Genomic DNA, 23,951 nt, shown 5'->3' with positions numbered 1-23,951 from the left:
GTTGGCCGACGAACTGCCGGTGAGTCGATGCACTGCCGCTGGGTCGACGAACTGTCGTACCCGCGACGTACCTTCCTTCTGTTCGACGCTCTTCTGATCGGCGCCGAGTCCATTCGGTGCTCTTCTGTTCGAGGCCGAGTCTGTTCGAACTCGAGTCCGTTCGACGCCGAGTCAGTTCGGGTGCCGGGGCTTCCTTCCGACGTCCGGATCCCCTGCAGTCCGGACGGTGGTGAAGGTCGGCAGCCCCTGCGCGGCGCCGGTCACAAGTAGAACACACGTTCGATGATGCGTGCAAACCTCCTGGTCGTGGTCAGGTCGGCGATCATGACCGCGAGCGGTTCGGGGGGTCGATCAGGACGAGGCGACTACGGCAGCCAAGCGACGTGGTCGCGCACCGCCGAATAACCCACGAACGCGACGACGTCGAGCAGGGTGTGCGCGGCGACCAGTGGCCACAGGCGGTTCGTGCGCTGCCACACGCGGCCGAAGATCAATCCCATGGCGACGTTGCCGAGGAATCCGCCGAAGCCCTGGTAGAGGTGGTACGAACCGCGCAGGACCGCGGAAATGATCAAGCTCGTATTCTCGCCTATGCCGAGCTGTCTCAATCGGGTGATCAGGTACCCGACGACGAGTACCTCCTCGGCGAAGCCGTTGCCGAAGGCCGACAGGGTCAGCGTGATCGGCCGCCACCACGTCTCACCCAGTGTCGACGGCTGCACGGCGAGGTTCAGACCGAACTGCCACATGGCGAGGTAGAACAGCAGCCCCGGGATCCCGATCAGCGCGGTGAGACCGATGCTCCATCGCAGATCGGCGGCCTGCGGCCGGCGCGGAAGGCCGACCTCGGCGAGCTTCATGCCGCCGCGCCACAGCAGGTACACGCCCAGTGCGCCCCACGCGACGAGCTGAGTCGCGCTGAGTAGTTGGAAGAGGAGATCGATTATCTCGTTGGTGGCCCGAGACGTGTTGATCGCGACCTCTTGATCACTCAGCGTCTCGGGCTGTAGCAGTGCGTCGACCAGCGAGAGCAGAGAGCGCGCGCCTGATAAACCAAGTGTGATCGTAAACACAAGGACGACTTCGACGGTCAGCATCCGCCGTCGTCGAGCGTCGTCACCGGTGGGAACCGGCGGTGGAAACGGTGCGCTGTGAGGTGTAAACCACCTGCGCAACCAGCGATTCAGGCGATCGCGTTGGCCGGAGGACACCCGGGAACACTAACGCCCCGTCACGGGCCCGACACCGACCGGGGGAATCGTGAATCATCACGATCCCACTAACAATGCGGCCGGTTATCAATAAATCGCCCGAACGGCCTACTAGGGTGCAGCGGTTGAAAGAAACGATGAAGGAGGAGAGCCTCGTGGCGGAAACGTCAGAAGCTGAGGCCGCGCCATCCACATCGCCGAAGGGTCAATCCTCTGGTCACAAGGGGGTCGCGCCGAGGGTCTTCTGGCCCTCCGTGATCATCGTGCTGGCCTTCGTCCTGATCTCGGTGATCTTCCCCGACACCGTCGCGGAGATCGTCGGGAACATCCAGGACGCCGTGATCGGCACGTTCAGCTGGTACTACCTGCTGCTCGTGTCCGTGTTCGTGGCCTTCGCGATCTGGATCGGTGTCAGCCACTTCGGTGACATCAAGCTCGGACCCGACGACGAGGGTCCGGAGTTCGGCCTCGGTTCGTGGTTCGCGATGCTGTTCGCGGCCGGCATGGGTATCGGTCTGGTGTTCTGGGGGGTGGCGGAGCCACTTAACCACTTCGCCGGTATCCCGAACCGCGCCACCGGGATCGAGGAGGGCACCGAAGCGGGCGCCCACGACTCGATCCTGCAGGCGGTGCTGCACTGGGGGCTGCACCCGTGGGCGATCTACGTCGTGGTCGGTGTGGCCATCGCGTACGCCATCCACCGCAAGAAGCGGCCGGTGTCCATCCGGTACGCCCTCGAGGGCGTGCTGGGTAGGAAGGTCAACGGCTGGATCGGTGACGTCATCGACATCGCGGCGATCTGCGGCACCCTGTTCGGTGTCGCGACGTCGCTGGGTCTCGGCGTCATGCAGGTCGCTGCCGGGTTGAGCTTCATCGACGTCATCGAGGAGCCGAACAACCTGACCTACGTGATCCTCATCGGTGCGATCACGACGGCCGCGGTGGTGTCCGTGGTCACGGGTCTGAAGAAGGGCATCAAGTACATCTCGAACATCAACCTCGGCCTCGCGGCCGCGCTGTTGATCTTCGTGCTGATCGCCGGTCCGACCCTGTTCATCTTCCGTGACGTGGTGCAGACGTTCGGTGACTACCTGCAGAACATCCTGCAGATGAGCGTCAACACCACCGCCTACTCGGGCGAGAACGGCACCGAGTGGCAGGGCTGGTGGACCACGTACTACTGGGCCTGGTGGATCTCGTGGGCGCCCTTCGTGGGTGTGTTCATCGCGCGGATCTCGCGTGGCCGCACGGTGCGTCAGTTCGTCGCCGGTGTGCTGCTGGTGCCGACCGTGGTCGCGATCATCTGGTTCTGCGTCATGGGTGGCACGGCGCTCTACCGTGAGCTGTTCGGCCAGGGCGGCCTGATCGGCGTCGAGGACGGCGCAGCGACGGTCGACACGAACACGTCGCTGTTCGCCCTGCTCGAGGGGATGCCCGGCGGAAGCGTGGTCATCGTCGGCGCGATCATCCTGATCGTGCTGTTCTTCGTGACCTCGTCCGACTCCGGTTCGCTGGTGGTCGACATGCTCGCCTCGGGCGGCAACCCGAACCCGCCGACGTGGAGTCGCGTGTTCTGGGGTGTCGCCGAAGGTGCGGTGGCCATCGCGCTGCTGTTGCCGGGCGAGGACAGTCTGTCCACATTGCAGCTGGTCGCGATCCTGATCGCATTGCCGTTCAGTGTCGTGATGATCGGTATGTGCGTGTCGATCTGGCGCGAGTTGAGCGCGGAACGCAAAGCCGCGCTACGTGCCCAGCGGCGCATGCAACGCGAGGAGCTCGCCGATCACGTGACGAGCAGCCTCGTGGACGCCGGCGTCGTCGAGGACCCGGACACCGGGGACGACGGCAAGGTGAAGGCGTAACGCCTGCCGGTGAGCGCGAGACGAACGGCGCCCTTGGGAGTACTGCTCCCGGGGGCGCCGTTCTCGTGTTTCCGGCTGTTGACTGCCGGCCTCGCCGCGCTGGGATCGTCGCGATCGCCTCCGCGGCCCGGCTTCACGGGTTCGACGTCGCTGGGGCAACGCTGCTGGGGCAACGCTGCTGGGGCAACGCTGCCGACTCGATGTCGCGGGCTCAGCCCCGCGCGTCCGGGCCCGGTGGCTGGAAGGGGCAGCCGACGAGTTTGCGCAGCGCGAGGCCGAGTCGCTGCCGGCAGTCGACGGGTTCGTCGAAGGCGAGGCGCACATCGTGGTCGACGGTGGTGCCGGACGGGTCCGGTGTGTTGCGGCCTCCGGGGTGTTCGACGCGCAGTCGCAGGCCGTAACGGTCGATGCCGAGCGGGCGGATTCGGCCGCCGCGCAGTTCGTCGGGTACATGCCGGGCGAGTGCGGTGACGACCTCGGGGTGGGCGTGTTCGAGGTGTCGGAGCCACGCGGACTCGTGCCGGCAGAACGGGTCGGGGCTGGCCGAGGCGAACGTCTGTGTGGTCAGCGAGTCGGTGCCCTCGGAGTCGGCGAGTACGAACGAGGTGGGTATGAGGTCGAGCATCGTCAGCCCGTGGCCGAGGTCGAGCAGGCTCGGTTCGGCGCGCTGCTCGGCGATCGTGACGGCACGGGTGCGGGCGGAGTGGGTGTCGAGTCGGCGGAGCCAGCCGGTGAGCCACAGCAGGCCTCGTACGGGGCTGCGCAGCGCGACCGGGGCCTCGTCGGTGATCTCGAGCGTGATGGCGAGCTCTCCTGCCGGCGTGGCGGCGCCGGTGTCGCCGCCGGTGCCTGACCGGCCGCCCACGGCGAGCACCAGCGGGTCGTCGTCGGGCAGCAGGATGCTGGCGCGGCCGCCTGCGTGCACGTGGTGCAGTACGGGTTCGGTGTGCGGTCCGGACGCGGGGTCGCGGTTGACGGCGGGCATCAGCACGGCGGGTCCACCGCGGGTGGCGATGCTCTTGGCGCGTTCCGCGGGAAGCGGGGTCCGGGGTGTGTGCGGACGGGTACGGGTCACCGGTCACCTCCAACTAAGGCGAGGCTAACCTATGTCCACGGTGAGGGGAATACCCGAGCGGCCCTGGTGAGGCGGGGCGCGGCGGTACCGGCTGCGGGTCTGCGGTCATCCCGATATTCATCCCGAAAACGGGCGCTATTAGCGTGTGAGGCGTGTCAAGCGCTGTGGAACTCACGCCCCCCGGCCCTCGCGGAGTCCCTCCGCTGTTCGCTCGGCTCGTCGACGACTCGGCGCTCTTTCCGCCCAGCGACGCGGCCATGCCGGAAGCGCTGAAGGGGCACTTCGCTTCGCGCAGCGGCGACAGGTCGGGCGTGCTGGGCGTCTTCCTGTGCCAGGCGTCGCGGCTGCCCGAGTTGATCACGGAACTCATCAAGATCAAGCCGGCCGAGCCGCTGCCGTTGTCGCTGATCATCGACACGGGCCTCGGCGGGGTGCCGAAGGCGATCTCCATCGTGGAGTCCAGGAGTGAGCTGCTGGCGCTGAAGATGGTCGAGATGCCCGCGCCGTCGGATGTCGACGAGGTGTGGCTCGAGCGGGTCTCGGAGTTCGTGCCTGAGGACGTCGTGCGCGTGGTGGAGCCGCGGCGCGGGGTCGGCTGGCTCGACGGCGTGCAGAAGGTCATCGAACACGGCAGCAGGCCCAAGATCCGGTGCGGTGGCCAGTCGCCGGAGAACTTCCCCGAGGTCGACGAGGTGGCCGACTTTCTCTCGGTGGTCGCGGCCTCCACGGGTGCGACGTTCAAGGCGACGAACAGTCTGCACCGCGCGGTGCGGCACACCGCCGACGACGGCATCGAGCACCACGGTTTCCTGAATCTGCTCGTGGCCTCGGCGCGGTGCCTGTCGGGCGGTGACGTGCGCGGGGCGCTGGCCAGCACGGACGGTGCTGCGCTGGCGGACGAGGCTCGCGGGCTCTCCGACGAGGCGGCGACGGCGGTGCGCGCGATGTTCGCCTCGTACGCGTGCGCCGAGTTCGACCGCCCGGTGGGTGACCTCGTGGAACTGGGGCTGCTCGGCACGGAGTGAGCCCGGGTGCTCGCAGGTGTTCCCTGGTGAGCGGCTGCGAGTCGTGCGCGGGTGCTCGTGTCCGGTGCGTCTCGTCGTCGGCTGCGGTATGGGCCGTCCCGGTGGGGTTCCGCCCTGTCGGGGTCAGCCCAGCAGGGCGGAGCCGAACGCGTAGGCGGCGAGTCCGGCGAACACCACGCCTGCGGCGCGCTGCAGCAGGTGTGGACGGATGCGGTGGCGGAGCTTGCTGCCGACCACGATGGCGATCGCGGTGACACACGCGACGGCGGCGAACGCGCCGAGGCCGACCGCGACCGGCTGGACGTAGCGGGCGGCGAGACCGGCCGTGGCGAGCTGCGAGGCGTCGCCCCATTCCGCGGCGAACAACACCCCGAAGGACGCGGTGGCCGCCCGGAGGAACGGGACGCGTGCCGGCCCGCTGCGCATCGCGTCCTCGCCGGTGTCGTCGGCCGAGCGGAATCCCGAGCGCAGCAGGATCGCCGCGCCGACGCCGAACATGACGCCGGCGGCAACCGAAACGAGGCGTTCGGGAAGTAATGTCAATGCGCCGCCGAATGCGACGGCGACGAGCGTTTGAATGGCGAAAGCGGCGGTGACGCCGGTCCACACCGCTCCCGCGCGGTAACGCGTGGTCAGCACCAGTGTGGCGACCGTGGTCTTGTCCGGCAGTTCGGCCAGGAAGACCAGCGCGAACGCCGTGAAGAAGGCCGGCAGCGCAGTGGACATCAGTAGTTTCACCCCTTGGTCACTTCAACGATAAAGGGGAATTGCCGAAAATCAAGCGGATCGATCACGCGAATCGGCATTTTTGGCGCCCGATGAAATTGCACGAACCCGCGGCTCACAATTTTTTTCGGTGTGCCGAAATTGCTGGCTGCGGAGCGGGAATGCCCGGTTCGCCGGGCGACGGCGCGGGGCGGGCGGGACTTACGTCCTGTAGTAGTCGGGACCGGCGTACCTGTCGGCCGGGTGCATCCGCGGAGCAGAGTCGTGATCGTGGAAGTTCTGGAGCTCGCGCGGTGGCAGTTCGGGATCACGACCGTCTACCACTTCCTGATGGTGCCGTTGACGATCGGCCTGTCGGTGCTGGTCGCGGGCATGCAGACGGCGTGGGTGCGCACGGGCAACGAGCGCTACCTGAAGATGACCAAGTTCTGGGGCAAACTGCTGCTGGTCAACTTCGCCATGGGCGTGGTGACCGGGATCGTGCAGGAGTTCCAGTTCGGCATGAACTGGAGCGAGTACTCCCGGTTCGTGGGGGACGTGTTCGGTGCGCCGCTCGCGATGGAGGGGCTCGTCGCGTTCTTCGTGGAGTCGGTGTTCCTCGGCCTGTGGATCTTCGGCTGGGATCGGCTGCCGAAGCGAGTGCACCTGGCGTGCGCGTGGGCGTTCTCGCTGGCCACGGTGGCGTCGGCGTACTTCATCCTGGCGGCGAACTCGTGGATGCAGCACCCGGTGGGTGCCGAGTTCGTCGACGGGAAGCCGACGATGAACTCGATCTGGGCGGTGCTGACCAACAACACGGCGTTGGCCGCGATCCCGCACACCGTGGCGGGGTGCTTCGCCGTGGCCGCGGCGTTCGTGGTCGGTATCGCGGCGTGGCGGTTGTGGCGCCGGCGCGGCGAGGACGACGAGCACCGCGCGGTGTGGCGCTCGTCGGTGAAGCTCGGCGCGTGGACGGGCGTCGTGGCGTTCGCCGTGCTCGTGGTGAGCGGTGATTTCCAGGGCAAGCTGATGTTCCAGCAGCAGCCGATGAAGATGGCGGCCGCGGAGGCGCTGTGCGAGACGGAGCAGCCCGCGAGCTTCTCGATCATCGCGGTGGGCGACGTGTCGGACGCCGACTGCGAGAGCGTGAAGACGTTCAACGTGCCCGCGTTGCTGTCGTTCCTAGCCGAGGGCGACTTCTCATCCGAGGTCAAGGGCGTGCAGGAGCTGGTCGGGGAGTACCAGGACAAGTACGGCTCGCACTATCCGGACGACCCGGCGCTCGGGGAGCTGGCGGGCAAGCCGGTGGACTACGTACCGAACCTGCCGGTGACCTACTGGGGCTTCCGGATCATGATCGGTTTCGGCGCGCTGTCGGCGCTGGTCGGCGTGGCCACGCTGTGGTTGACGCGCGGCGGGCGGATCCCGGGCGGCCGCTGGTTCCCGTGGATGGCGCTGGGCAGCATCGCGCTGCCGTACATCGCCAACAGTGCAGGCTGGATCTTCACCGAGATGGGCAGGCAGCCGTTCGTGGTGGTGCCGAACCCGGATCCGAGTGGCGTCGACGGCGTGTGGATGTACACCGCGATGGCCGTGTCGCGCGTGAGCCAGGGCGAGGTGTGGCTGTCGCTGGTGTCGCTGACCCTGCTGTACGCGGTGCTCGGGGTGGTCGAGGTGTTCCTGATGGCCAAGTACGTGCGCGGTGGGATCGAGAGCGTGATGCCCGCGAAGGCCGCCGCTCGTCTAGGGGCGGGTGGCGACGGGGACCAGGACGGTTCGGGCGACGGTTCGGGCGGTGGCGGATCGAACGGCGGTTCCAGTCGCGGCCAGGCGGGCGCGCCCGACGACCCCGACGACCCCGACGACGAGCCGTTGTCGTTCGCCTACTAGCCGTTCGCACCCCGCACGTGTCGATCAAACACCGTGCCGTTCGAGGAGACCGTGTCGTTCGAGGAGGCGTCGTGATCGTGATTCCCGGTGGGCATGCCCCCACCCTCTCCGGGGGACGACCCCAACTCCAGCCTACCGTCGCGAGCGGTTTTCCCAAGGCGTGTCCAGCAAGTTGTGGACAACTTCGGCCGTTGTGCACATCCGGCTGGGGAAAACAGGTTTCACCTGAAACATGTCGGAACGCCGTGGTAGCGCACCTGCGGCACGACCCGAGGCGGGTGGGCTGATGGAACTCGAGGTCGTCTGGTTCGTCGTCATCGCGTTCCTGTGGCTCGGCTACCTGTTCCTCGAAGGCTTCGACTTCGGCGTCGGGATGCTCCTGCCGGTCCTCGGCCGTGACGACACCGAGCGCCGCGTCATGATCAACACCATCGGGCCCGTCTGGGACGGCAACGAGGTCTGGATCATCGTCGCGGGCGGCGCGACGTTCGCCGCGTTCCCAGCCTGGTACGCAGGCCTGTTCTCCGCCGCCTACCTGCCGCTGCTGTTCGTGCTGCTCGCGCTCATCGGCCGCGGCGTCGCCTTCGAGTACCGCGGCAAGGTCGACTCGCAGCGCTGGCGCCGAGCCTGGGACAAGGTCATCGTCATCGGCTCCACCGTTCCGCCCATCGGCATCGGCTTCGTCATCGCCTCCACCGTCCTCGGCCTGCCGCTCGACGCCGACGGCAACCGGGTCGGCTCGGCCTTCGCGGCCTTCCGCTGGGACACCCTGCTCGGCGCGCTCGCCGTCACCGGCTTCTCCCTGCTGCACGGCGCCGTGTTCATCGCGCTCAAGACCGACGGTGACATCCGGCGCCGCGCACGCCGCCTCGCCACCGCGATCCTGCCCGTGGCGATCCTGCCCGTCGCCGCCTTCGCGGTCCTCGTCCAGGTCCGCCACGGGTCGGAGTGGACGTACGTGTCCCTCGCCGTCACCGTCGGCGCCGTGCTCGTCGCCTGGTGGCGCATCGCCGCAGGACGCGAAGGGCAGGCGTTCGCCGCGCTCGGCGTCGCGATCACCGGCACCGTCGTCACCCTGTTCGGCGCCCTGTTCCCCGACGTCCTTCCCTCCACACTGGACGCCGCTCACTCGCTGACCGTCGACAACGCCGCCTCCGGCGACTACACCCTCACGGTCATGACCTGGGTCGCGGCGTTCGGAACCCCGGCGGTGCTCGTCTACCAGGGCTGGACCTACTGGGTCTTCCGCAAACGCATCAAGACCTCCCACATCCCCGCCCCCCACACCGCGCAGCAGGTGTCCTCATGAGCCGTCCCACCCGCGACACCCTTTCCGCTACCGGCGCCGGCGCCGAACCGTCCACACCGGACACGCCGGGCCGGTCGCGGGTGGGACACGGCCCGCTCGGCGCGCTCCCGGCACTGTCCCCGGCGGCGCGCCGAGCGTTGGCCGCATCCGGCGTGCTCGCGCTCCTCAACGCCGCATGCCTCGTAGCGCAGGCCTTCCTGCTCGCCTCCGTGCTCGCCGACGTCGTCGCCGGGGGAGGAGCCGGAGCGGGACACACCGGCGGCCTCGCGCCCCGGCTCGGCCTGCTCCTGGCCACCGTCGCCGGGCGGGCCGTGCTGGCGTGGGCGATCCGCGTCGTCGCAGCCCGCGCTGCCGCGGGCGCCAAGGAGGAACTCCGCGCCCACGTCCTCGACCACGCGCTCCGCCTCGGCCCCGAATGGATCGCCCGCCGCGGCCCCGGCCAGCTCACCGCACTCACCACCACCGGCCTCGACGCGCTCGACGCCTACTTCACCCGGTACCTCCCCGCGCTCGTCACCGCCGCCGTCGTGCCCCTCGCCGCGGGCGCGGCCGTGCTCGTCGCCGACTGGCCATCGGCCCTGCTCATCGCCGTCACCCTGCCGCTGCTGCCGCTGTTCGGCGCGCTCATCGGCTCCTACACGCGCGACCGCGTCGCCGCGGCCAGCGACTCCGTCGCCCGGCTGTCGGCCCACGTGCTCGAACTCGTGCGCGCCCTGCCCGTGCTCGCCGCATTCCGCCGCGCCGACGCGCAGGCAGACACCGTCCGCCGCGTCTCCGACCGGCATCGCCGCGCCACCCTCGGCACCCTGCGCGTCGCGTTCAGCTCGGCGTTCGCCCTCGAACTCGCCGCGACCCTGTCGGTCGCCCTCGTCGCCGTCGTCATCGGCGTGCGCCTCGTCCACGGCGACATGCCGCTCGCCGTCGGACTCGGCGTGCTCCTGCTCGCACCGGAGTGTTTCGCGCCGCTGCGCAACGTCGGCACCGCGTTCCATGCCAGCACCGACGGCGTCGAAGCCGTCCGCCGCGTCACCGACGTGCTCGCCGAACCCGCACCCTCCGACGGCACACTGCCCCCGCGCCGCGGCGACATCCGGGTGTGGAACCTGCGCGTCCACCGCCGCGGCGGCCACGCACCGGACGGCGAGACGTTCACCGCGCGTCCGGGGCAGACCGTGTGGCTGCGCTCGCCGAGCGGCGCCGGCAAGAGCACCACCCTCGCCGTCCTCCTCGGATTCGTCCGCAACGACGCAGGCGACGTCGAGGTCGCCGGCGTCCCCCTCGCCGAGCTCGACCCCGACGCCTGGCGCGAGTGCATCGGCTGGGTTCCCCAGTCGCCGTCGTTCACCGGGGGCACCGCGGCCGCCGAGATCGCCCTCGCCGCGCCCGGACTCGATGCCGCCCACACCCACGACCTGCTGCACCGCCTCGGGCTCGACGGATTCGCCGACCGGCCCGTCGCCACGCTCTCGGTCGGCCAGCGCCAGCGCCTCGCGGTCGCCAGGGCCCTCGCACGCGTGCGCGCGGGCGCATGGCTGCTGCTGCTCGACGAACCCACCGCGCACCTGGACGCCGACAACGCCCGCCGCGTCCAGGAACTCATCGACGAGGCGGCACGCGCAGGCTGCACCGTCATCGTCGCCGCCCACGACCGCGCCGCGCTCAGCACCACCCACAGCACCGACCCCGCGACCGAGCCGCCCGACACCCACGAGGCCACCCCGCTCGCCGACCGTCGTGCCGGCTCGGCCCGCCGCATCGCGCTGCGCAGCCTCGTCGACCGGCGATTCCTCGGCGGGGCCGCGCTCGGCGCGGGTTCGCTCATCGCCGGAGTAGCGCTGACCGCCACGTCGGGTTGGCTCATCGCCCGCGCATCGCAACAGCCGCCGATCCTCATGCTCAGCGTCGCCGTGGTCGGCGTGCGCACCTTCGGCCTGGCCAGGGCAGGGTTGAACTACGCGGAACGGCTCGTCACCCACGACGCCGCGTTCCGCATCGCAGCCGCACTGCGCGTCCGGCTGTGGCGCGGGCTCGTCGCACGGGGACCGGCCGCCGCGCTACGGCACGGTGCGGACCACCGCCGCCTCGTCGGCGACACCGACACCGTCCGCGACCTGCTGCCGCGCGTGCTCACCCCGCCGCTCGTCGTCGGCGCCGTACTGATCGCCGCCTGCACCGCGGTGACCATCGTGCTGCCGGCCGCCGGACTGGTGCTCACGGCCGCGGCCGGTGTCGCCGCGATCGCCGCCCCGTGGGCCGCTCTCGTCGTGGAGCGCCGCGCCACGACCACGCTCGCGGCCGGTCGGCGCCGGCTCGACGAGCGGATACTCGCCCTGTTCGGCACCGCGGCCGAACTGGTCGCCGTCGGCGCCCACCACCGCAGGCGCCGCGCACTGGCACGGCTCGACGGCCGGCTCGCCGCCGCGGCACGCAGGCAGGCCTGGGGCGAGGGCGCCGCCGACGCCGTGATCGCCGCCGCCACCGGCGCCGCCGCGGTCGCAGGTGCCTGGCTGGCCGCAGGTGCCGTCGCAGCCGGGACGCTCACCCCCGTCGCCGCCCCGGTGGTCGCGCTCGTGCCCCTCGCACTCGCCGAGGTTCTCGCCCTGCTGCCACCCGTCGCCCAGCACTGGGACACCCTCCGCGACGCCCGCGCCCGTCTGGCCGCCGCCGAGCACGACACCGAGACCAACCCCGACGACAACTCCGGCCACAGCGGCGTCGGCAACGACGTCGGCAACGAGATCGGCCAGAACCACGCCGACCACAGCGACGCACACCAAGACGACGCACACCAAGACGACACACACCAAGACGACACACACCAAGACGACGCACACCACGGCGCCACCGCCCGCGCGCCGCACGCGGATCGCGAACCGACACAGCGCCCGGGGAGCGTGCGGTTGCGTGGCGCCGACGTCGGCTGGCCGTCGAGTGCGCGTCCGGTGTTGCGGGACGTCGACCTCGACATCCCGCAGGGAACGCACGTCGCGGTCGTCGGTGCGTCCGGTGCGGGCAAGTCCACGCTCCTCGCCGCGCTGCTGGGGTTCCTGCGGCCGGTGCGCGGTGAGGTCGACGTACCCGCGCGTGCCGCGTGGGCGCCGCAGGATCCGCAGCTGGTCTCCACGACCGTCGCCGAGAACCTGCGCCTCGCCGACCCGCACGCCACCGACGCCGAGCTCGCCGACGCCCTCCGCACCGCACACGTCGACCTCGACCTGCACACCGTGCTCGACTCGGCGGGCGCCGGTCTCTCGGGCGGGCAGGCGCAACGGGTGGCGCTCGCCAGGGCGCTGCTCGCCGTGCCCGGCGCCGACCTGGTCCTGCTCGACGAGCCCACCGCCCACCTCGACGAGCCGACCGCCGATCGGGTCCTCGCCGACCTGCGCACCGCGCTGGCAGGAAAGACGGTCGTGCACGTCACCCACCGGCCGGACGAGGTCGCGGGCGCCGACCTGGTGCTCGAGGTCGCCGACGGGAGGGTGCGCACGCGAGCCGCGACACGTCCGCGGGCCCACGCGAGGTGAACACCTCGTACCGTCGGAAGTCTGATGGAACCGAACGTCGCCGCGCGGGCCCTTTCCGCCGCCACCGAGATCACGACGACCGTGCTGTCCGGGGACGATCCCGACGCCGTGCTGCCCATGGTCGTGCGGCACGCCGTGCAGATCGCCGACGCCGACCTCGGCCTGCTCATGGTCCGCGACGAGGACGGCGGCGTCACCGTCGAAGCCGCCTACGGCGCCGACACCACGGGTCTCGTCGGCCTCGTGCTGCCTGCCGAGTCGGCCGCCGGCCGGGTCGCGGGTGGTGCCGAGCCGGTGTTCGCCGACGACGTCACCAGCGACCCGCGCACCTCGCAGTTCGTGCCCGTCGAACTCGCCGGATACGGCCCGTTCGCCGCGGCACCGTTCGGCACCGGCGGCAAACGACTCGGGGTGCTCACCGCATACCGGTCGCCGCACCGCGCGCCGTTCGACACCGGCACCGGCGACCTGCTCACCGCGTTCGCGGGACAGGCAGGGGTCGTACTCGCACTGGCCGACGGCGCCGACGCCCGTCACCGGCTGACCCTGTACCAGGAGCGCGAACGCATCGCCCGCGAACTGCACGACGTCGTCGTCCAGCGGCTGTACGCGGCGGGTATGCAGCTCGACCGCGTGCATCGCAGGCTGCACCGGCGGTTCGCGCGCACCGAACGCGACCGACTCGGCGAGGCCATCGAACAGCTCGACCAGACGATCGAGGAGATCCGCGGCACCGTGCGCGAGCTGCGATCACCCGAACCCGTGCCCGAGACCCCCGACGCCAGCGACCTCGCCGAGTCGGCACGCTCCGAGGTTCGCATCGCCGGTGAGCTGCTCGGCTATCCGCCCACCCTGGAACTGTCGGGGGAGCTGGCCGGCATTCCCGGCGAACGCGGCGACCACATCCGCGCGGCTCTGCGGGAGGCACTGTCCAATGTGGTGCGTCATTCCGGCGCGAGTGAGGTGCGCGTGACGCTCGAACGCGACGACCGCCAGGTCCGGCTGCGTGTGCGGGACAACGGCTGCGGCGTCCCTGCCGACGTCGCCCGGCGCGGGCTGCGTCATCTCGCCGAACGCGCCGACGCCGCGGGTGGCCGGTTCGACGTCAACTCCTCGCCCAGCATGGGCACGATGGTCGCGCTCGAGATTCCGCTGTAGCGAACGATCCGCCGCGTCGCAAAACCGGCCGGCCCGTGGGGACGTCGTCGGCTCGGGGTGTCTCGGGCACCGAACGCCGTGGACATGACCTGCTCGTGCGGTGCTGAGTGCAGGACACGCGGTGCTGAGCGCAGGACACGCGGTGCTGAGTGCAGGACACGCGGTGCTGAGTGCAGGACACGCGGCTCAGGGGGTGCGGTTCGGGTTCGCGGTGTGGCGGGCGACCCATGCGGCGGCCTGGGTGCGGCGTTGCATGCCGAGCTTGCCGAGCAGCGACGTCACGTAGTTCTTCACGGTCTTCTCGGCGAGGAACAGGTGCTGGGCGATCTCGCGGTTCGACAGGCCCTGGCCGATGAGGTCGAGGACGCTGCGCTCGCGCTCCGACAGCCCTGCCAGACGATCGGCCTCGGCGTCGCCGCGCATCGTGTCGAGCAGCCGGGCGGTGGTGACCGGGTCGAGCAGCGACCGCCCCGCGCCGACCTCACGCACCGCGTGGACGACGTCCTGCCCGCGGACCTGCTTCAGCAGATACCCCGACGCTCCCGCGCGGATGGCGCCGACCATGGCTTCCTCGTGCTCGAAGGCGGTGAGTACCAGACAGTACGGCGGGCTGCTCAGCGCTCGTAGCCGACGGCACAGCTCCACCCCGTCGCTCTCCGAACCGCCGAGCCGCATGTCGACGACCGCCACGTCCGGTTCGACGTGCAGCGCGACCGCCAGTGCCTCGTCCGCGGTGCTGGCCTCGGCTACGACGGTGATGTCCGGTTCGTCGCCGAGCAGGTCGCGCAGTCCGCGGCGGACGACCTCGTGATCGTCGACGAGGAGCACCTGGATGGCCATGATTCGAGGTTACGTCCTCCCCGATGGCGTCGCGGCAACGCGAGCCGCCTCCTCCGTCACCCGCTGAGCCGCCACCCGATGAGCGTCCACCCGAGGTTTCAGCGCCCATACGGGTGCTCGGCGCTGAAACCCCTCGTCAACGCGCGTACCGTCACGACCATGGTCGCCGAGGAGCCCCGCACGGAGCAGTCCGCGAAGCGGGTGCGCGTCGTGTTCGCGGGAGTCGTGTTGGCGGACACGACCCGCCCGTTGCTGGTGTGGGAGAACCCGTACTACCCGACGTACTACGTGCCGCGGGAGGACGTCCACGGCGATGCGCTCGTCCCGAGTGGACGGACCCGCGCGTCGCACCTCGGTGACGGGAAGCTGTCGACCGTGCACGCCGGCGGTCGGGAAGCCGTCGACGCCGCCGTCGAATACCCCGGTGACGTGCTCGGAGGTTACGTTCGCCTGGACTGGCACGCGATGGACCACTGGTTCGAGGAGGACGAGGAGGTCTACACCCATGCCCGCGATCCGCACACGCGGGTCGACATCCTCCCGAGCTCGCGCGAGGTGCGCATCGACATCGACGGCGAACCGGTCGCCGTATCGAACTCGCCGTGGTTGCTGTTCGAGACCGGCCTGCCGGTGCGGTACTACCTGCCGAAACCGCACGTGCGCCTCGACCGCCTGAACCGCACCGACACCGTCACGCACTGCCCCTACAAGGGTGCGGCCGAGTACTGGTCCGTCGGCGAGCACACCGACATCGCCTGGTCGTACCGCGCCCCGCTGCCCGAGAGCCAGCGCATCGCGGGGCTGATCTGTTTCGCCGACGAGCGCGTCGACGTTCGCGTGGACGGCCTGCTCCAGGAGCGCCCGCAGACCCCGTGGTCGTAGGCAGACCGCCGTTCACCCCGGAAGTCCGTTCAGCACGGCCTTGGCGACGTCGTCGCTCACGGCGCATGCGTCCTTGGCCGCCTCGTCGGTGTGGTCGCTGTTGCCGATGACCGAGAACTGCTGACTTTCGTCATCTTCCGCGAGGTTCACACTCGCGCCGCACGATGTCTCCCGGCGCGACCCGCCGCCGGGCAGTGCCGATCGACCCGCCGGGCAGCGCCGATCGACGCTCAACCAGGTCGTGTCGCGCCACCGGCCCGTTCCGTTACCGGAGCTCCACGATCGGGGACGTTCGACACGGCGCTCTCACACCCTCGAAGGACATTCCCTCCGGTCAAGCCTCGAAGACGGTTGGATACCGGCAGGTGTGAAGGGGGACGAGATGGTGAACTGGCGGCACGAGGCTGCCGAGGCGGTCGGCACGGAGACCGCCCACACCGGGGGAACGGAACAGGCCACTGAGGACGAGTGGCACGACCTGGGCCCGGTGCGTGACTCCGGCGACGGTCTTGTCGTGGACCTGCGCGCAACGCGCCTCGGCAGGCTGCTCGACGTGCGCCTCGCCGGGGCCGCCGGGCCGCGGGAGGGCGCGGCCGTACCGGTCGGGGTGCGCCTGCGGCGCGGCGTCCTCCGGCTCGACGACCCCGGCCCCCTGCCCGCCGAATGCGATCGTGCGTGGGCGCGGATCGCCGCCACCGATTACCGCGCGAGCGTCCTGCAGGGCCTCGGGTTCGCGCCCCTCGCGGACCGGCTCGCCACCGGCAGACCCGACCGTACCCACGGCGACCCCAAGCGGGCGTGTTTCCTGCCCGGTGTCCGGCTCATCCGGGGCGGACCGGGCAGCGGCAAGACGACACTGCTGAACGAGGCGGCCGACGAACTCGCCCGGGACGGGTTTCGGGTCCTCCTGCTGACCCGCACCGAACAGGTCCTCACGTGCGTCCCCGACCAGGCACGGCTGACCGTGCAGCAACAACTCGCCGACCTCTCCGCGGCCGAATCGCGGTTGCCGGAGCTGCGCGAGTTGCTGCGCGGATTCGACCGGGCCGCCTACGACGCGGTGCGGCGCCGGATCGACGACCAGCTCCGTGCCGACGAGTTCGAGGAGCAGCTCACCGCGGCGCAACGGGACTACGACGTCGCGGCCGCGGATCTCGCGCAGGCCAGGCAGGAACTGCGCCGCGCCCGCGCCGACTGGACCGACGCCGCCGAGGGCAGGCGCAAGCTGACCGAGCTGCGGGCACTCACGGCGCGACTGGCCGACGTCGATGCGGAGTTGGCCCGGCTGCACCTGCGGGTCGAACGGCGCCCGTACCGGGGCAAGAACCGCGACCGCAAGGCGCTGTACCGCGCGGAACGGGAACGTGATTCGCTGCGGCAGCGCATCACGGCGTGCAGCGAGGAAGCGATCACGGCCGAGCGCGCGTCGGCGTTGGACACCGCACTGTCGGATGCGCACCACTGGCTGGACGAGGCCGCGCGTGACGAGTCGGAGGCCTACACCCGCGTGCAGAAGCTGCACGCGAAGATCGCGCAGCTCCGGTCCACGAAGCCGTCGGAGCAGGACATCCGTTTCCATGCCGAATGCGTGCGCCGCGGCCTGCCGGATCTGCAGACCGAGTACGACGACCTGGCACGTGCCTCGGCGGAACAGGCGGCCCGGCGCGGCCAGCTCGAGGAGCGGCTGTGGTGGCTCGGCGAGGGTGCCTGTGTCGGAACCGACGGCCCGGTGCACCGGTGCGACACGCTGCCGCACGGCGACGCCGGCACGCGGTTCGACGTCGTACTGGTCGACGATGCGGGCAGCAGGCCGCTGTCCGAGGTGCTCGCCGCCGTGGGGCTCGCCCGTCACACCGCCGTCGTAGCGGGGGATCCCGACTCGCCGCAGCCGTGGCTGGGTCCGGAGCTGCGTGACGAGGCCGCGGTGCGGCGCTGGTGCGGGGGGACGGTGTTCAGCCACTGCGGTATCCGCACGGCCGAGGACGCCCGCATGCACGGCGGCTGCTACGTGTTGACCACGTCGCGCCGGGTGTTGCTCGACCGTGACACCGACCTCGCCGGTGCTGCCGATGCGGACGGTACGGAGCGGCGGAAGGGCCGTGTCGTGGTCCTCGACACCGCGGGCGAATCGGTGCGGCACGCGGGGATCATCTCCTCGCTGCCTCGTGGCTCGGCGGTCATCGCTCCACATCGGACGGCTGCGGCCCGCTGGCTCGAAGCCGCGGGCCAGCGATACGACCTGGCCATCGGCACGGCCCGAACGATGCACGGCGAGGAGTTCGAGGTCGTGCTCGTCGACCTCGTCTCCGACGACTGGCACGCGCGCACCCGCGCCTTCGCCTCCGCGACCAGTCGTGCCCGCGGCACCCTGTACCTGTTGGCCGACGCCGCCGCGCTCGCGTCGGCCGCTCCGGGAACTCCGCTCGGCCGGGTCCATGCCGCCGGTGCGGAGCTGCGTGCCGTCGGTGACACCGGGGTGCCGGCACCGAGAGCTACCACCGACCCTGCGGTCGTGACACCATGATCCGGTGCGTCGACCCGGTGAACCTGCGCAGGTGACCGCGGTACTCGACACCCTCGAGCGGATGCTGGACGCGGGCACCAGGGCGGATGTCGCCCGGCTCGCGCGGCTGGCCGTCGATCGGCTCACCGCGTCGGCCGTGCCCGCCGCCTCCGCTCGGACCCCTTCGGAGCCCGTTGCGGACGAACCGGGCGCGCTCGAGGCGCCCTCAGCCGAGGCCGGCGCACTCGAGGCCGGAGCACTCGAGGCCGGAGCACTCGAGGCCGGAGCACTCGAGGCCGGAGCACTCGAGGCCGGAGCACCGGGGGTCGGGGCGCGCGGGACAGCTGCGCACGAGGCGTCGTTGGAGCGGGCGCTCGCGTTGTACGCCCGCGCGTGTGCGGCGCATCCGCCAGAGGCGATCGATCTCGCGGACTGGATCCTCGGCATGTCGTTCGGTGATCCGCCCCGTGTCGTCTCCCTGCACGATTTCGCGGATTCGCTCGGTGAGTACGGCCTGGCGCACATTCGTGCCACTGTCGATTCCCGACTCGCGGAGTCCACAGTGGAAGACCCGGATCCGGTCGCGGAGCGGCTCGCGCAGGAGCTCGCAGCGCTGACCGGCGAGGTCGGCGGACTGGTCGCCACCTGGGAGAAACGTCTCCCGAACATCGAGGTCAGCCTGAAGATCGTACGGGTGTTGCGGGCCGCGGGCAGACACTCCGAAGCTCTCGCGCACGCCGCGCGCGCCCGCAGCAGCGATCCTTCCCGGATCGGTGATCTGCTCGCCGCGGGCCGCGACGACGACGCGTGGACATTGACGCGGAACCTGCTCGCCCCACAGACCGGGTCCTGTTCGCACGCCGAGCCCGTGACGCCCGCCGCTCCGGCCGGCGTCGTCATCGACGTGTACCGCAGGCACGTCGACTCGCTCATCGACGGCAGGGATGCCCGTAGTCCGGCCGAGAACTACGCACGTGCCGCGGTGGCGCTGCGCCGGCTGCGGACTCTGCACCGCGACGCGGGCACGTCCGCCGAGTTCGCCGATTACCTCGCCGGTCTCGTCGAACGTCATCGCCGCAAGACCCGGTTGCTGGACGAGATCCGCGCCGCCCGCATCGCGTTGCCGACAGCGCCGTCACAGCGGCGGTCCCGGCGGTCCTGACCGGTTCGCTCAGGGCGCGGTCTTCTGCGCGCGGCGGGACTCGTCGGCGTCGAGTACGAAGGCGCCGCACGCCATCGCAAGCAGCACGATGATGCCGAGAATCGCACCGATCCACGTCACGATGGTCGCCAGCATGGCTACCGTCCTTTCCCCCTCGTAGGAGTTCGTGTTCCGTTCACCAGGGTCGGGCCTGGACTGGACCTTCAGCCATCGGCCAACCGGCTAAACCACGCGCCCTTCGATCGACCGAAAGCACGAGAGAGCGTCGCGCTCCGCGGTCGTCGAAACCCCTGGGCGGCGTGTGGGTGAACAGACTCGTGACGGTAGCCGGGCATGCGCCGTTCCGCCGCGGGAACGACGAAACCCGCAGCCAGGATGCGACCTTCGGAGGAGCGCCGACGACCCTCGGCACCGAGGCCGTCGCACGGTGGAGCCATGCCGGTGAACCACCCGCACCCGGCCGTCCCGCCGCTGTCGCAGGCAGGATCACCGCCGGTCGTCGGCCGCGGGCGGACATGGCACCCGCGTGCCCTCACCGAGGGTCACCGTTCGTCGTCCCCGGAAGGGGATCGTCAGAGCTTGCGCAGGCGCACGCGGTTGATGGAGTGGTCGCTGTCCTTACGGAGCACGAGCGTCGCGCGCGGGCGCGTGGGACGGATGTTGTCCACCAGGTTCGGCTCGTTGATCGTCTTCCACAGGTGCTGCGCCTCGAAGCGGGCGTCCTCGTCGGACAGGCCCGCGAAGTGGTGGAAGTGCGAACTCGGGTCGGCGAACGCGGTGTGCCGCAGCTTGAGGAACCGCTCGATGTACCAGCGTTCGATGTCACCGGTGTGGGCGTCGACGTAGAGCGAGAAGTCGAACAGGTCCGACACGGTCAGGCTCGGACCGGGCTGCAGCACGTTCAGCCCCTCGATGATGAGGATGTCCGGGCTCTGCACCGTCTGCTGCTCGCCGGGAAGGATGTCGTAGGCGAGGTGCGAGTAGACGGGCGCGTGCACTTCGGCGGCACCGGACTTGACGTCGGTGACGAACCGCAGCAGCGCACGCCGGTCGTAACTCTCGGGAAAGCCCTTGCGGTGCATGATCCCGCGGCGCATCAGTTCGTCGCGCGGGTACAGGAACCCGTCGGTCGTGACGAGGTCGACGCGCGGGTGGTCGGGCCAGCGGGCCAGCAGGGTGCGCAGGATGCGCGCGGTGGTCGACTTGCCGACCGCGACGCTGCCCGCGACGCCGATCACGAACGGGGCCTTGGAGGGACGGGTGTCCTCGCCGAGGAACGTCGTCGTGGCTTCGTACAGCCGTTGCCGAGCGGCCACCTGCAGGTTGATCAGCCGGGACAGCGGCAGATACACCTCGGCCACCTCGGTGAGGTCGATCTGCTCGCCGAGGCCTCTCAGGCTGACCAGTTCGTCCGCGGTGAGCGGGAGCGGCGTGGAGCGTCTGAGCTCCCGCCACTGGTCACGCTGCAATTCAACATAGGGGCTCAGCTCACGGACCCGTGGCATTCGCTCACTCCTCGCCCGTCGGTGGGCCGGCGTTCCCGCGACTTTCGTAACGCAGTTCTTACGGTAAGACGTGGCGTCCGAAAACGGACTGTGACGTTGTGCACCTCACCGGTGGTGTCCGTTGCGACCTCGGGGGCGCCGCTGACCGCGCGCTACGCGGGTGCGGGGGCTTCGGTGGCGATCTGGATGAGGTTGCCGCACGTGTCGTCGAGGACCGCGGTCGTGACCGGGCCCATCTCGATGGGCGCCTGGGTGAACTCCACGCCGAGCGCGGTCAGCCGTTCGTACTCGGCGTGCACGTCGTCGACGGCGAACTGCGCGAGCGGGACCCCGTCGGCGATCAGTGCGTCGCGGTAGGGCTTGACCGCGGGGTGGCCGGCGGGTTCGAGCAGCAGCTCCGTGCCTCCCGGGTTCTCCGGCGAGACGACCGTCAGCCAGCGGGCGCCGCCTCCCATGTCCACGTCGTGCTTGGTGCGAAAGCCCAGCACGTCGGTGTAGAAGTGGTGGGCCTTCTCCTGGTCGTCGACGAAGACGCTCGTCATGTTGATTCGCATGGTCGGCTCCATTTCGATGTCGGGTGGGTGCGGCCGGTCATTGCCCGGCTGCACCGATGTCGTGGGTCGTGCCGGTGTGGCTGTCGCCGGTCTGAGGTGTGCCGGTCTGTGGTGTGCCGGGACGGTCGAGCCACCGCACGGTGATCTCTTCGAGCGGGCCGGTGTCGAGGTAGTGGAACTTGTACCGGCCCTCGCGCCGGGTCTCGACCAGTCCGGCGGCTTCGAGGACGTCGAGGTGCTGTGAGATCGCCTGCCGCGACGAGGCGAGCCCGTGCCTGGTCGTCAGCCGGCCGCAGAGTTCGAACAACGTCTGGCCGGTGCGTTCGGTCAGCTCGTCGAGGATCGTCCTCCTGGTCGGATCGGCGAGTGCCTTGAAGACGTCGGCCACGACGACCACGTTAGGCAAGTAGCTACTTGCGTGTCAATCGCTTGCCTGTCCGGGTGAATGGGTCAGCCAGTCCACCCCGGGACGCCGAGCGCCCGGAGTCGCGCGCCGAGCTGCGCGGCCAGCAACTGCGGGTTCTCCGCCGCGAAGCACGCCTCGCCCTGCGGCGTCGCGACGGCGACGGCGGGTCCGGGCGGCACCTGGATGTTCGGGTTCAGCTGCGGCTGGGCGCCCTGCTGGATGTCGACGAGGCGGATCCCCGTGATCTGTGAGAGGGGGATCTCCCCGGTGCCCATCGTGATGTGAATCATCCGGGAGGACGCGCGCAGTGACCACCGCAGCGCACGGTCGTCGAACCAGACGCGGCAGTCCCGAAGCGCGTCGTACGGCTTCATCCGATGTTCGAGCGGCATGGCGGGGGCGGCCGCTGCGACACCGATCGGATCGGGGCCGGCCGCGGCGGGCTGACCGGTTCCGAGGGGCTGGCCCACGGGTGGGGGCTGGCCGGATCCGGTCTGGGGTGCCGGGTAGGAGCCGGCACGGGACGTGCGGGAAGGCCGAGTCATGAGCACGGCAAGGACGACCGCGACCGATCCCAGCCCGACGAGCACCCAGATCCAGATGGTCATGGACACGATCGGAACCCTACCGCCGCCCCGGGTGCCGGGACCCGATCAGCGGAGCCGCCCCCGGACCGGTCCTCGCGTCGTGCCGCACGCAGGGTCAGCGCGGCCACACTGGCAGCCCCAGGGCGTGCAAGCGGCTCTGGAGCTGCGCGGCCAGCAGCTGCGGATCCACCGCCGCGAAGCACGCCTCGCCCTGCGGCGTCGCCACGGCCACAACCGGCCCTGGCAGCACGGGGAAGTTGTTCAGCCGCGTTCCGGCACCCTTCTCGACCTGGGCGATGCGAACTCCCGTGATGTGGGTGAGCGGGATCTGCCCTGAGCCCATGGTCACCTTGATCATGCTGCGGGACAACCGCAACCGCCAGCGCAGCGCGTGGCCGTCCATCGACACCCGGCAGTCCCCGAGCGTGCCGTGCGACTTCATTCGATGCTCGATCAGCAGGCCCGGTGCGGTGGCCGCGAGCGTGGCCGGGTCGGGACCCGCAGGTGTGGTCGGCCGTGGCGTCGCTCGGCCGGCCGGCTCGCCGTACAGGGTGCGGTGCGCGTGACCGGTGGCGACGACAGCGGCGCCGATCGCGAGGGCGGCGAGCCCGACGAACGGCCATGCCCAGGCGTTACGCTGGAAGGTCGCGATCACGGCGGCGAAGGCGACTCCGCACAGCTGCACCGCGCCGAGCCCTGCAACCCGGGAAACCCAGTGCGTCGTATGCGTTCGAGAGTGTTCGGACAGCACGAACCACAGCAGGTACGCCGTGATCGGCGCCACCACGAACGCCGAGATTCCGACCGTCCACCACTGCGACAGCACCAGTACGACGATCGTTGTCGCGACCACGACCGCCTGCGACACCATCACGGCGGCGGTGAGGGTCGTGCTCGCTCTCGTTCATCGACGTTCGTGCTCGGCCTGCCATTCGGGCCGGACGGAGAAGGGGACGGGCACGGCCTGACCCTACCGTCGCCCGGTATCGGGACCGGGTTGTCGGACGTCCGGCCCCCGGGGCCCGTCATCGCGGTCGGGGCCGCCGGGTCAGCTCCCGAACACCTCGTCCCACGCGGCGGCGACCTGGTGGGCACAGGTTTCCGGTGCGACGCCGCCGACGCCGGTGCCGAGTCCGGGCAGCGCGATCGTCGTGACCGCCTCGCGCAGCGGCACCGCTCCACCGGCGACCGCGCCGTTCGCGCCGTCCGTTCCGTCGGAACCCTCTGCGGGGTCGGCCGTTCCCTCGGCCCACAGCATGAACACCGCCTTCGCCGCGAGGTACGGATGCACGGTGTCCGGCGGCAACTGCTCACCGGGTTCGCGCATCGTCGGCGCGCTGATCAGCCACGCCGGAGTCGGTTCCCCGGTCGGTACGGCGAGCGCTTCACCGACGGGCAGTTCCCCGCCGTGGTAGGCGAGCACCGCGCTGCGTACGCGCTGCTCGATGCCGGGAAACGCCTTGGCGTACATCGCGTCGATGCCGCCGCGCATCCAGCCGTACGAATTGGCCGGGCTCACTACGGCATGCGCGCCGACGTCCAGCACCGAGCCGTGGTGGACGCTCACCGGCCCGGACACCTTGCCGGCCGCCGATTCCCACGCCAGGGCGAGCGGCTCGTCGACTGCGCACAGCACGACCTCCGGTGCGGCCGGACGGCGGTCTGCACCGGTCACGTCAGCCACACCATTCCGCGTTATATGGGTGCCTGATTCGGCGGTCACCCGTCCAGGATCGCAAATACTCGCGAGTTG

The 23,951-nt window shown here is 70.5% G+C and carries 21 protein-coding genes; 9 read left to right on the top strand and 12 right to left on the bottom strand.

What is annotated here, in order from left to right; translation table 11 throughout:
- Positions 1 to 365 precede the first annotated feature (365 nt).
- Positions 366 to 1,097 (bottom strand): CPBP family intramembrane glutamic endopeptidase, encoded by a 732-nt coding sequence (locus FB384_RS07300; RefSeq protein WP_183780597.1) that lies wholly within the window; start codon positions 1,095 to 1,097, stop codon positions 366 to 368.
- Between the two features lie 269 nt (positions 1,098 to 1,366).
- On the opposite strand from FB384_RS07300, the gene FB384_RS07295 reads away from it, so the two are divergent.
- Complete coding sequence (locus FB384_RS07295) at positions 1,367 to 3,073, top strand: BCCT family transporter (RefSeq protein ID WP_258936465.1); 1,707 nt, start codon at positions 1,367 to 1,369, stop codon at positions 3,071 to 3,073.
- Between the two features lie 211 nt (positions 3,074 to 3,284).
- Here FB384_RS07295 and FB384_RS07290 read toward each other — a convergent pair whose 3' ends face one another.
- A complete protein-coding gene (locus tag FB384_RS07290) occupies positions 3,285 to 4,148 on the bottom strand; it encodes a DUF2470 domain-containing protein (protein ID WP_258936466.1) in 864 nt (287 codons plus the stop codon).
- Positions 4,149 to 4,312: 164 nt separating this feature from the next.
- Here FB384_RS07290 and FB384_RS07285 point away from each other — a divergent pair, with 164 nt between their 5' ends.
- A complete protein-coding gene (locus tag FB384_RS07285; RefSeq protein ID WP_308216688.1) occupies positions 4,313 to 5,173 on the top strand; it encodes a hypothetical protein in 861 nt (286 codons plus the stop codon).
- Between the two features lie 123 nt (positions 5,174 to 5,296).
- Here FB384_RS07285 and FB384_RS07280 read toward each other — a convergent pair whose 3' ends face one another.
- Complete coding sequence (locus FB384_RS07280) at positions 5,297 to 5,899, bottom strand: TMEM165/GDT1 family protein (RefSeq protein ID WP_183780594.1); 603 nt, start codon at positions 5,897 to 5,899, stop codon at positions 5,297 to 5,299.
- Positions 5,900 to 6,169: 270 nt separating this feature from the next.
- Here FB384_RS07280 and FB384_RS07275 point away from each other — a divergent pair, with 270 nt between their 5' ends.
- From FB384_RS07275 to FB384_RS07260, 4 genes are all read left to right on the top strand, one after another.
- On the top strand, positions 6,170 to 7,768 hold the full coding sequence (locus tag FB384_RS07275; protein WP_183780591.1) for a cytochrome ubiquinol oxidase subunit I: 1,599 nt from the start codon (positions 6,170 to 6,172) through the stop codon (positions 7,766 to 7,768).
- A gap of 286 nt (positions 7,769 to 8,054) precedes the next feature.
- The gene (cydB, locus tag FB384_RS07270; protein WP_183780589.1) at positions 8,055 to 9,077 is read left to right on the top strand and encodes a cytochrome d ubiquinol oxidase subunit II; all 1,023 of its coding nucleotides are present in this window, start codon (positions 8,055 to 8,057) and stop codon (positions 9,075 to 9,077) included.
- Positions 9,074 to 12,601, top strand: coding sequence for a thiol reductant ABC exporter subunit CydD (gene cydD / locus FB384_RS07265; protein WP_183780587.1), 3,528 nt, complete (start codon positions 9,074 to 9,076; stop codon positions 12,599 to 12,601). Before cydB ends, cydD begins: the two co-directional genes overlap by 4 nt.
- Before the next feature lie 24 nt (positions 12,602 to 12,625).
- Positions 12,626 to 13,759: a GAF domain-containing sensor histidine kinase gene (locus FB384_RS07260; protein ID WP_183780585.1), complete on the top strand. Its 1,134-nt coding sequence runs from the start codon at positions 12,626 to 12,628 to the stop codon at positions 13,757 to 13,759.
- A gap of 186 nt (positions 13,760 to 13,945) precedes the next feature.
- On the opposite strand, the gene FB384_RS07255 is transcribed toward FB384_RS07260, so the two are convergent.
- Positions 13,946 to 14,599, bottom strand: a complete 654-nt coding sequence (locus tag FB384_RS07255; RefSeq protein WP_183780583.1) for a response regulator — start codon at positions 14,597 to 14,599, stop codon at positions 13,946 to 13,948.
- A gap of 159 nt (positions 14,600 to 14,758) precedes the next feature.
- Here FB384_RS07255 and FB384_RS07250 point away from each other — a divergent pair, with 159 nt between their 5' ends.
- On the top strand, positions 14,759 to 15,481 hold the full coding sequence (locus FB384_RS07250) for a DUF427 domain-containing protein (protein ID WP_183780581.1): 723 nt from the start codon (positions 14,759 to 14,761) through the stop codon (positions 15,479 to 15,481).
- 12 nt (positions 15,482 to 15,493) lie between these two features.
- On the opposite strand, the gene FB384_RS07245 is transcribed toward FB384_RS07250, so the two are convergent.
- Positions 15,494 to 15,631 (bottom strand): hypothetical protein, encoded by a 138-nt coding sequence (locus FB384_RS07245; protein ID WP_183780579.1) that lies wholly within the window; start codon positions 15,629 to 15,631, stop codon positions 15,494 to 15,496.
- 232 nt (positions 15,632 to 15,863) lie between these two features.
- On the opposite strand from FB384_RS07245, the gene FB384_RS07240 reads away from it, so the two are divergent.
- Together FB384_RS07240 and FB384_RS07235 are read left to right on the top strand one after the other, a co-directional pair.
- Positions 15,864 to 18,005, top strand: coding sequence for an SMC family protein (locus FB384_RS07240; RefSeq protein ID WP_183780576.1), 2,142 nt, complete (start codon positions 15,864 to 15,866; stop codon positions 18,003 to 18,005).
- A 31-nt stretch (positions 18,006 to 18,036) separates the two neighbouring features.
- The gene (locus tag FB384_RS07235) at positions 18,037 to 19,146 is read left to right on the top strand and encodes a hypothetical protein (protein WP_183780573.1); all 1,110 of its coding nucleotides are present in this window, start codon (positions 18,037 to 18,039) and stop codon (positions 19,144 to 19,146) included.
- 9 nt (positions 19,147 to 19,155) lie between these two features.
- On the opposite strand, the gene FB384_RS27080 is transcribed toward FB384_RS07235, so the two are convergent.
- From FB384_RS27080 to FB384_RS07205, 7 genes are all read right to left on the bottom strand, one after another.
- Positions 19,156 to 19,281, bottom strand: a complete 126-nt coding sequence (locus FB384_RS27080) for a hypothetical protein (protein ID WP_258936475.1) — start codon at positions 19,279 to 19,281, stop codon at positions 19,156 to 19,158.
- 437 nt (positions 19,282 to 19,718) lie between these two features.
- Positions 19,719 to 20,651 (bottom strand): type I pantothenate kinase, encoded by a 933-nt coding sequence (coaA, locus tag FB384_RS07230; protein ID WP_183780570.1) that lies wholly within the window; start codon positions 20,649 to 20,651, stop codon positions 19,719 to 19,721.
- A gap of 152 nt (positions 20,652 to 20,803) precedes the next feature.
- Entirely contained in the window at positions 20,804 to 21,205 is a 402-nt protein-coding gene (locus FB384_RS07225) for a VOC family protein (RefSeq protein WP_183780567.1), read from the bottom strand.
- Positions 21,206 to 21,242: 37 nt separating this feature from the next.
- Positions 21,243 to 21,593 (bottom strand): ArsR/SmtB family transcription factor, encoded by a 351-nt coding sequence (locus FB384_RS07220; protein ID WP_183780564.1) that lies wholly within the window; start codon positions 21,591 to 21,593, stop codon positions 21,243 to 21,245.
- A 62-nt stretch (positions 21,594 to 21,655) separates the two neighbouring features.
- A complete protein-coding gene (locus FB384_RS07215; RefSeq protein ID WP_183780562.1) occupies positions 21,656 to 22,225 on the bottom strand; it encodes a hypothetical protein in 570 nt (189 codons plus the stop codon).
- A gap of 88 nt (positions 22,226 to 22,313) precedes the next feature.
- On the bottom strand, positions 22,314 to 23,051 hold the full coding sequence (locus FB384_RS07210) for a hypothetical protein (protein WP_183780559.1): 738 nt from the start codon (positions 23,049 to 23,051) through the stop codon (positions 22,314 to 22,316).
- A 195-nt stretch (positions 23,052 to 23,246) separates the two neighbouring features.
- Complete coding sequence (locus tag FB384_RS07205) at positions 23,247 to 23,921, bottom strand: macro domain-containing protein (protein WP_183780556.1); 675 nt, start codon at positions 23,919 to 23,921, stop codon at positions 23,247 to 23,249.
- Positions 23,922 to 23,951: the final 30 nt, after the last annotated feature.

Source organism: Prauserella sediminis (assembly GCF_014195435.1).
In the GTDB taxonomy this organism is placed as follows: Bacteria; Actinomycetota; Actinomycetes; order Mycobacteriales; family Pseudonocardiaceae; genus Prauserella; species Prauserella salsuginis.
Note: the sequence above shows the minus strand (reverse complement) of the source record. Positions and strands in the feature narration are given on the sequence as shown.

What these genes read in the sequence shown, in the direction of transcription:
- FB384_RS27080 (WP_258936475.1), bottom strand. Translation starts at nt 19,281, where the DNA reads ATGCTGGCGACCATCGTGACGTGGATCGGTGCGATTCTCGGCATCATC.
- coaA (WP_183780570.1), bottom strand. Translation starts at nt 20,651, where the DNA reads ATGCCACGGGTCCGTGAGCTGAGCCCCTATGTTGAATTGCAGCGTGAC.
- FB384_RS07255 (WP_183780583.1), bottom strand. Translation starts at nt 14,599, where the DNA reads ATGGCCATCCAGGTGCTCCTCGTCGACGATCACGAGGTCGTCCGCCGC.
- FB384_RS07250 (WP_183780581.1), top strand. Translation starts at nt 14,759, where the DNA reads ATGGTCGCCGAGGAGCCCCGCACGGAGCAGTCCGCGAAGCGGGTGCGC.
- FB384_RS07240 (WP_183780576.1), top strand. Translation starts at nt 15,864, where the DNA reads ATGGTGAACTGGCGGCACGAGGCTGCCGAGGCGGTCGGCACGGAGACC.
- FB384_RS07225 (WP_183780567.1), bottom strand. Translation starts at nt 21,205, where the DNA reads ATGCGAATCAACATGACGAGCGTCTTCGTCGACGACCAGGAGAAGGCC.
- cydD (WP_183780587.1), top strand. Translation starts at nt 9,074, where the DNA reads ATGAGCCGTCCCACCCGCGACACCCTTTCCGCTACCGGCGCCGGCGCC.
- cydB (WP_183780589.1), top strand. Translation starts at nt 8,055, where the DNA reads ATGGAACTCGAGGTCGTCTGGTTCGTCGTCATCGCGTTCCTGTGGCTC.
- FB384_RS07300 (WP_183780597.1), bottom strand. Translation starts at nt 1,097, where the DNA reads ATGCTGACCGTCGAAGTCGTCCTTGTGTTTACGATCACACTTGGTTTA.
- FB384_RS07260 (WP_183780585.1), top strand. Translation starts at nt 12,626, where the DNA reads ATGGAACCGAACGTCGCCGCGCGGGCCCTTTCCGCCGCCACCGAGATC.
- FB384_RS07280 (WP_183780594.1), bottom strand. Translation starts at nt 5,899, where the DNA reads ATGTCCACTGCGCTGCCGGCCTTCTTCACGGCGTTCGCGCTGGTCTTC.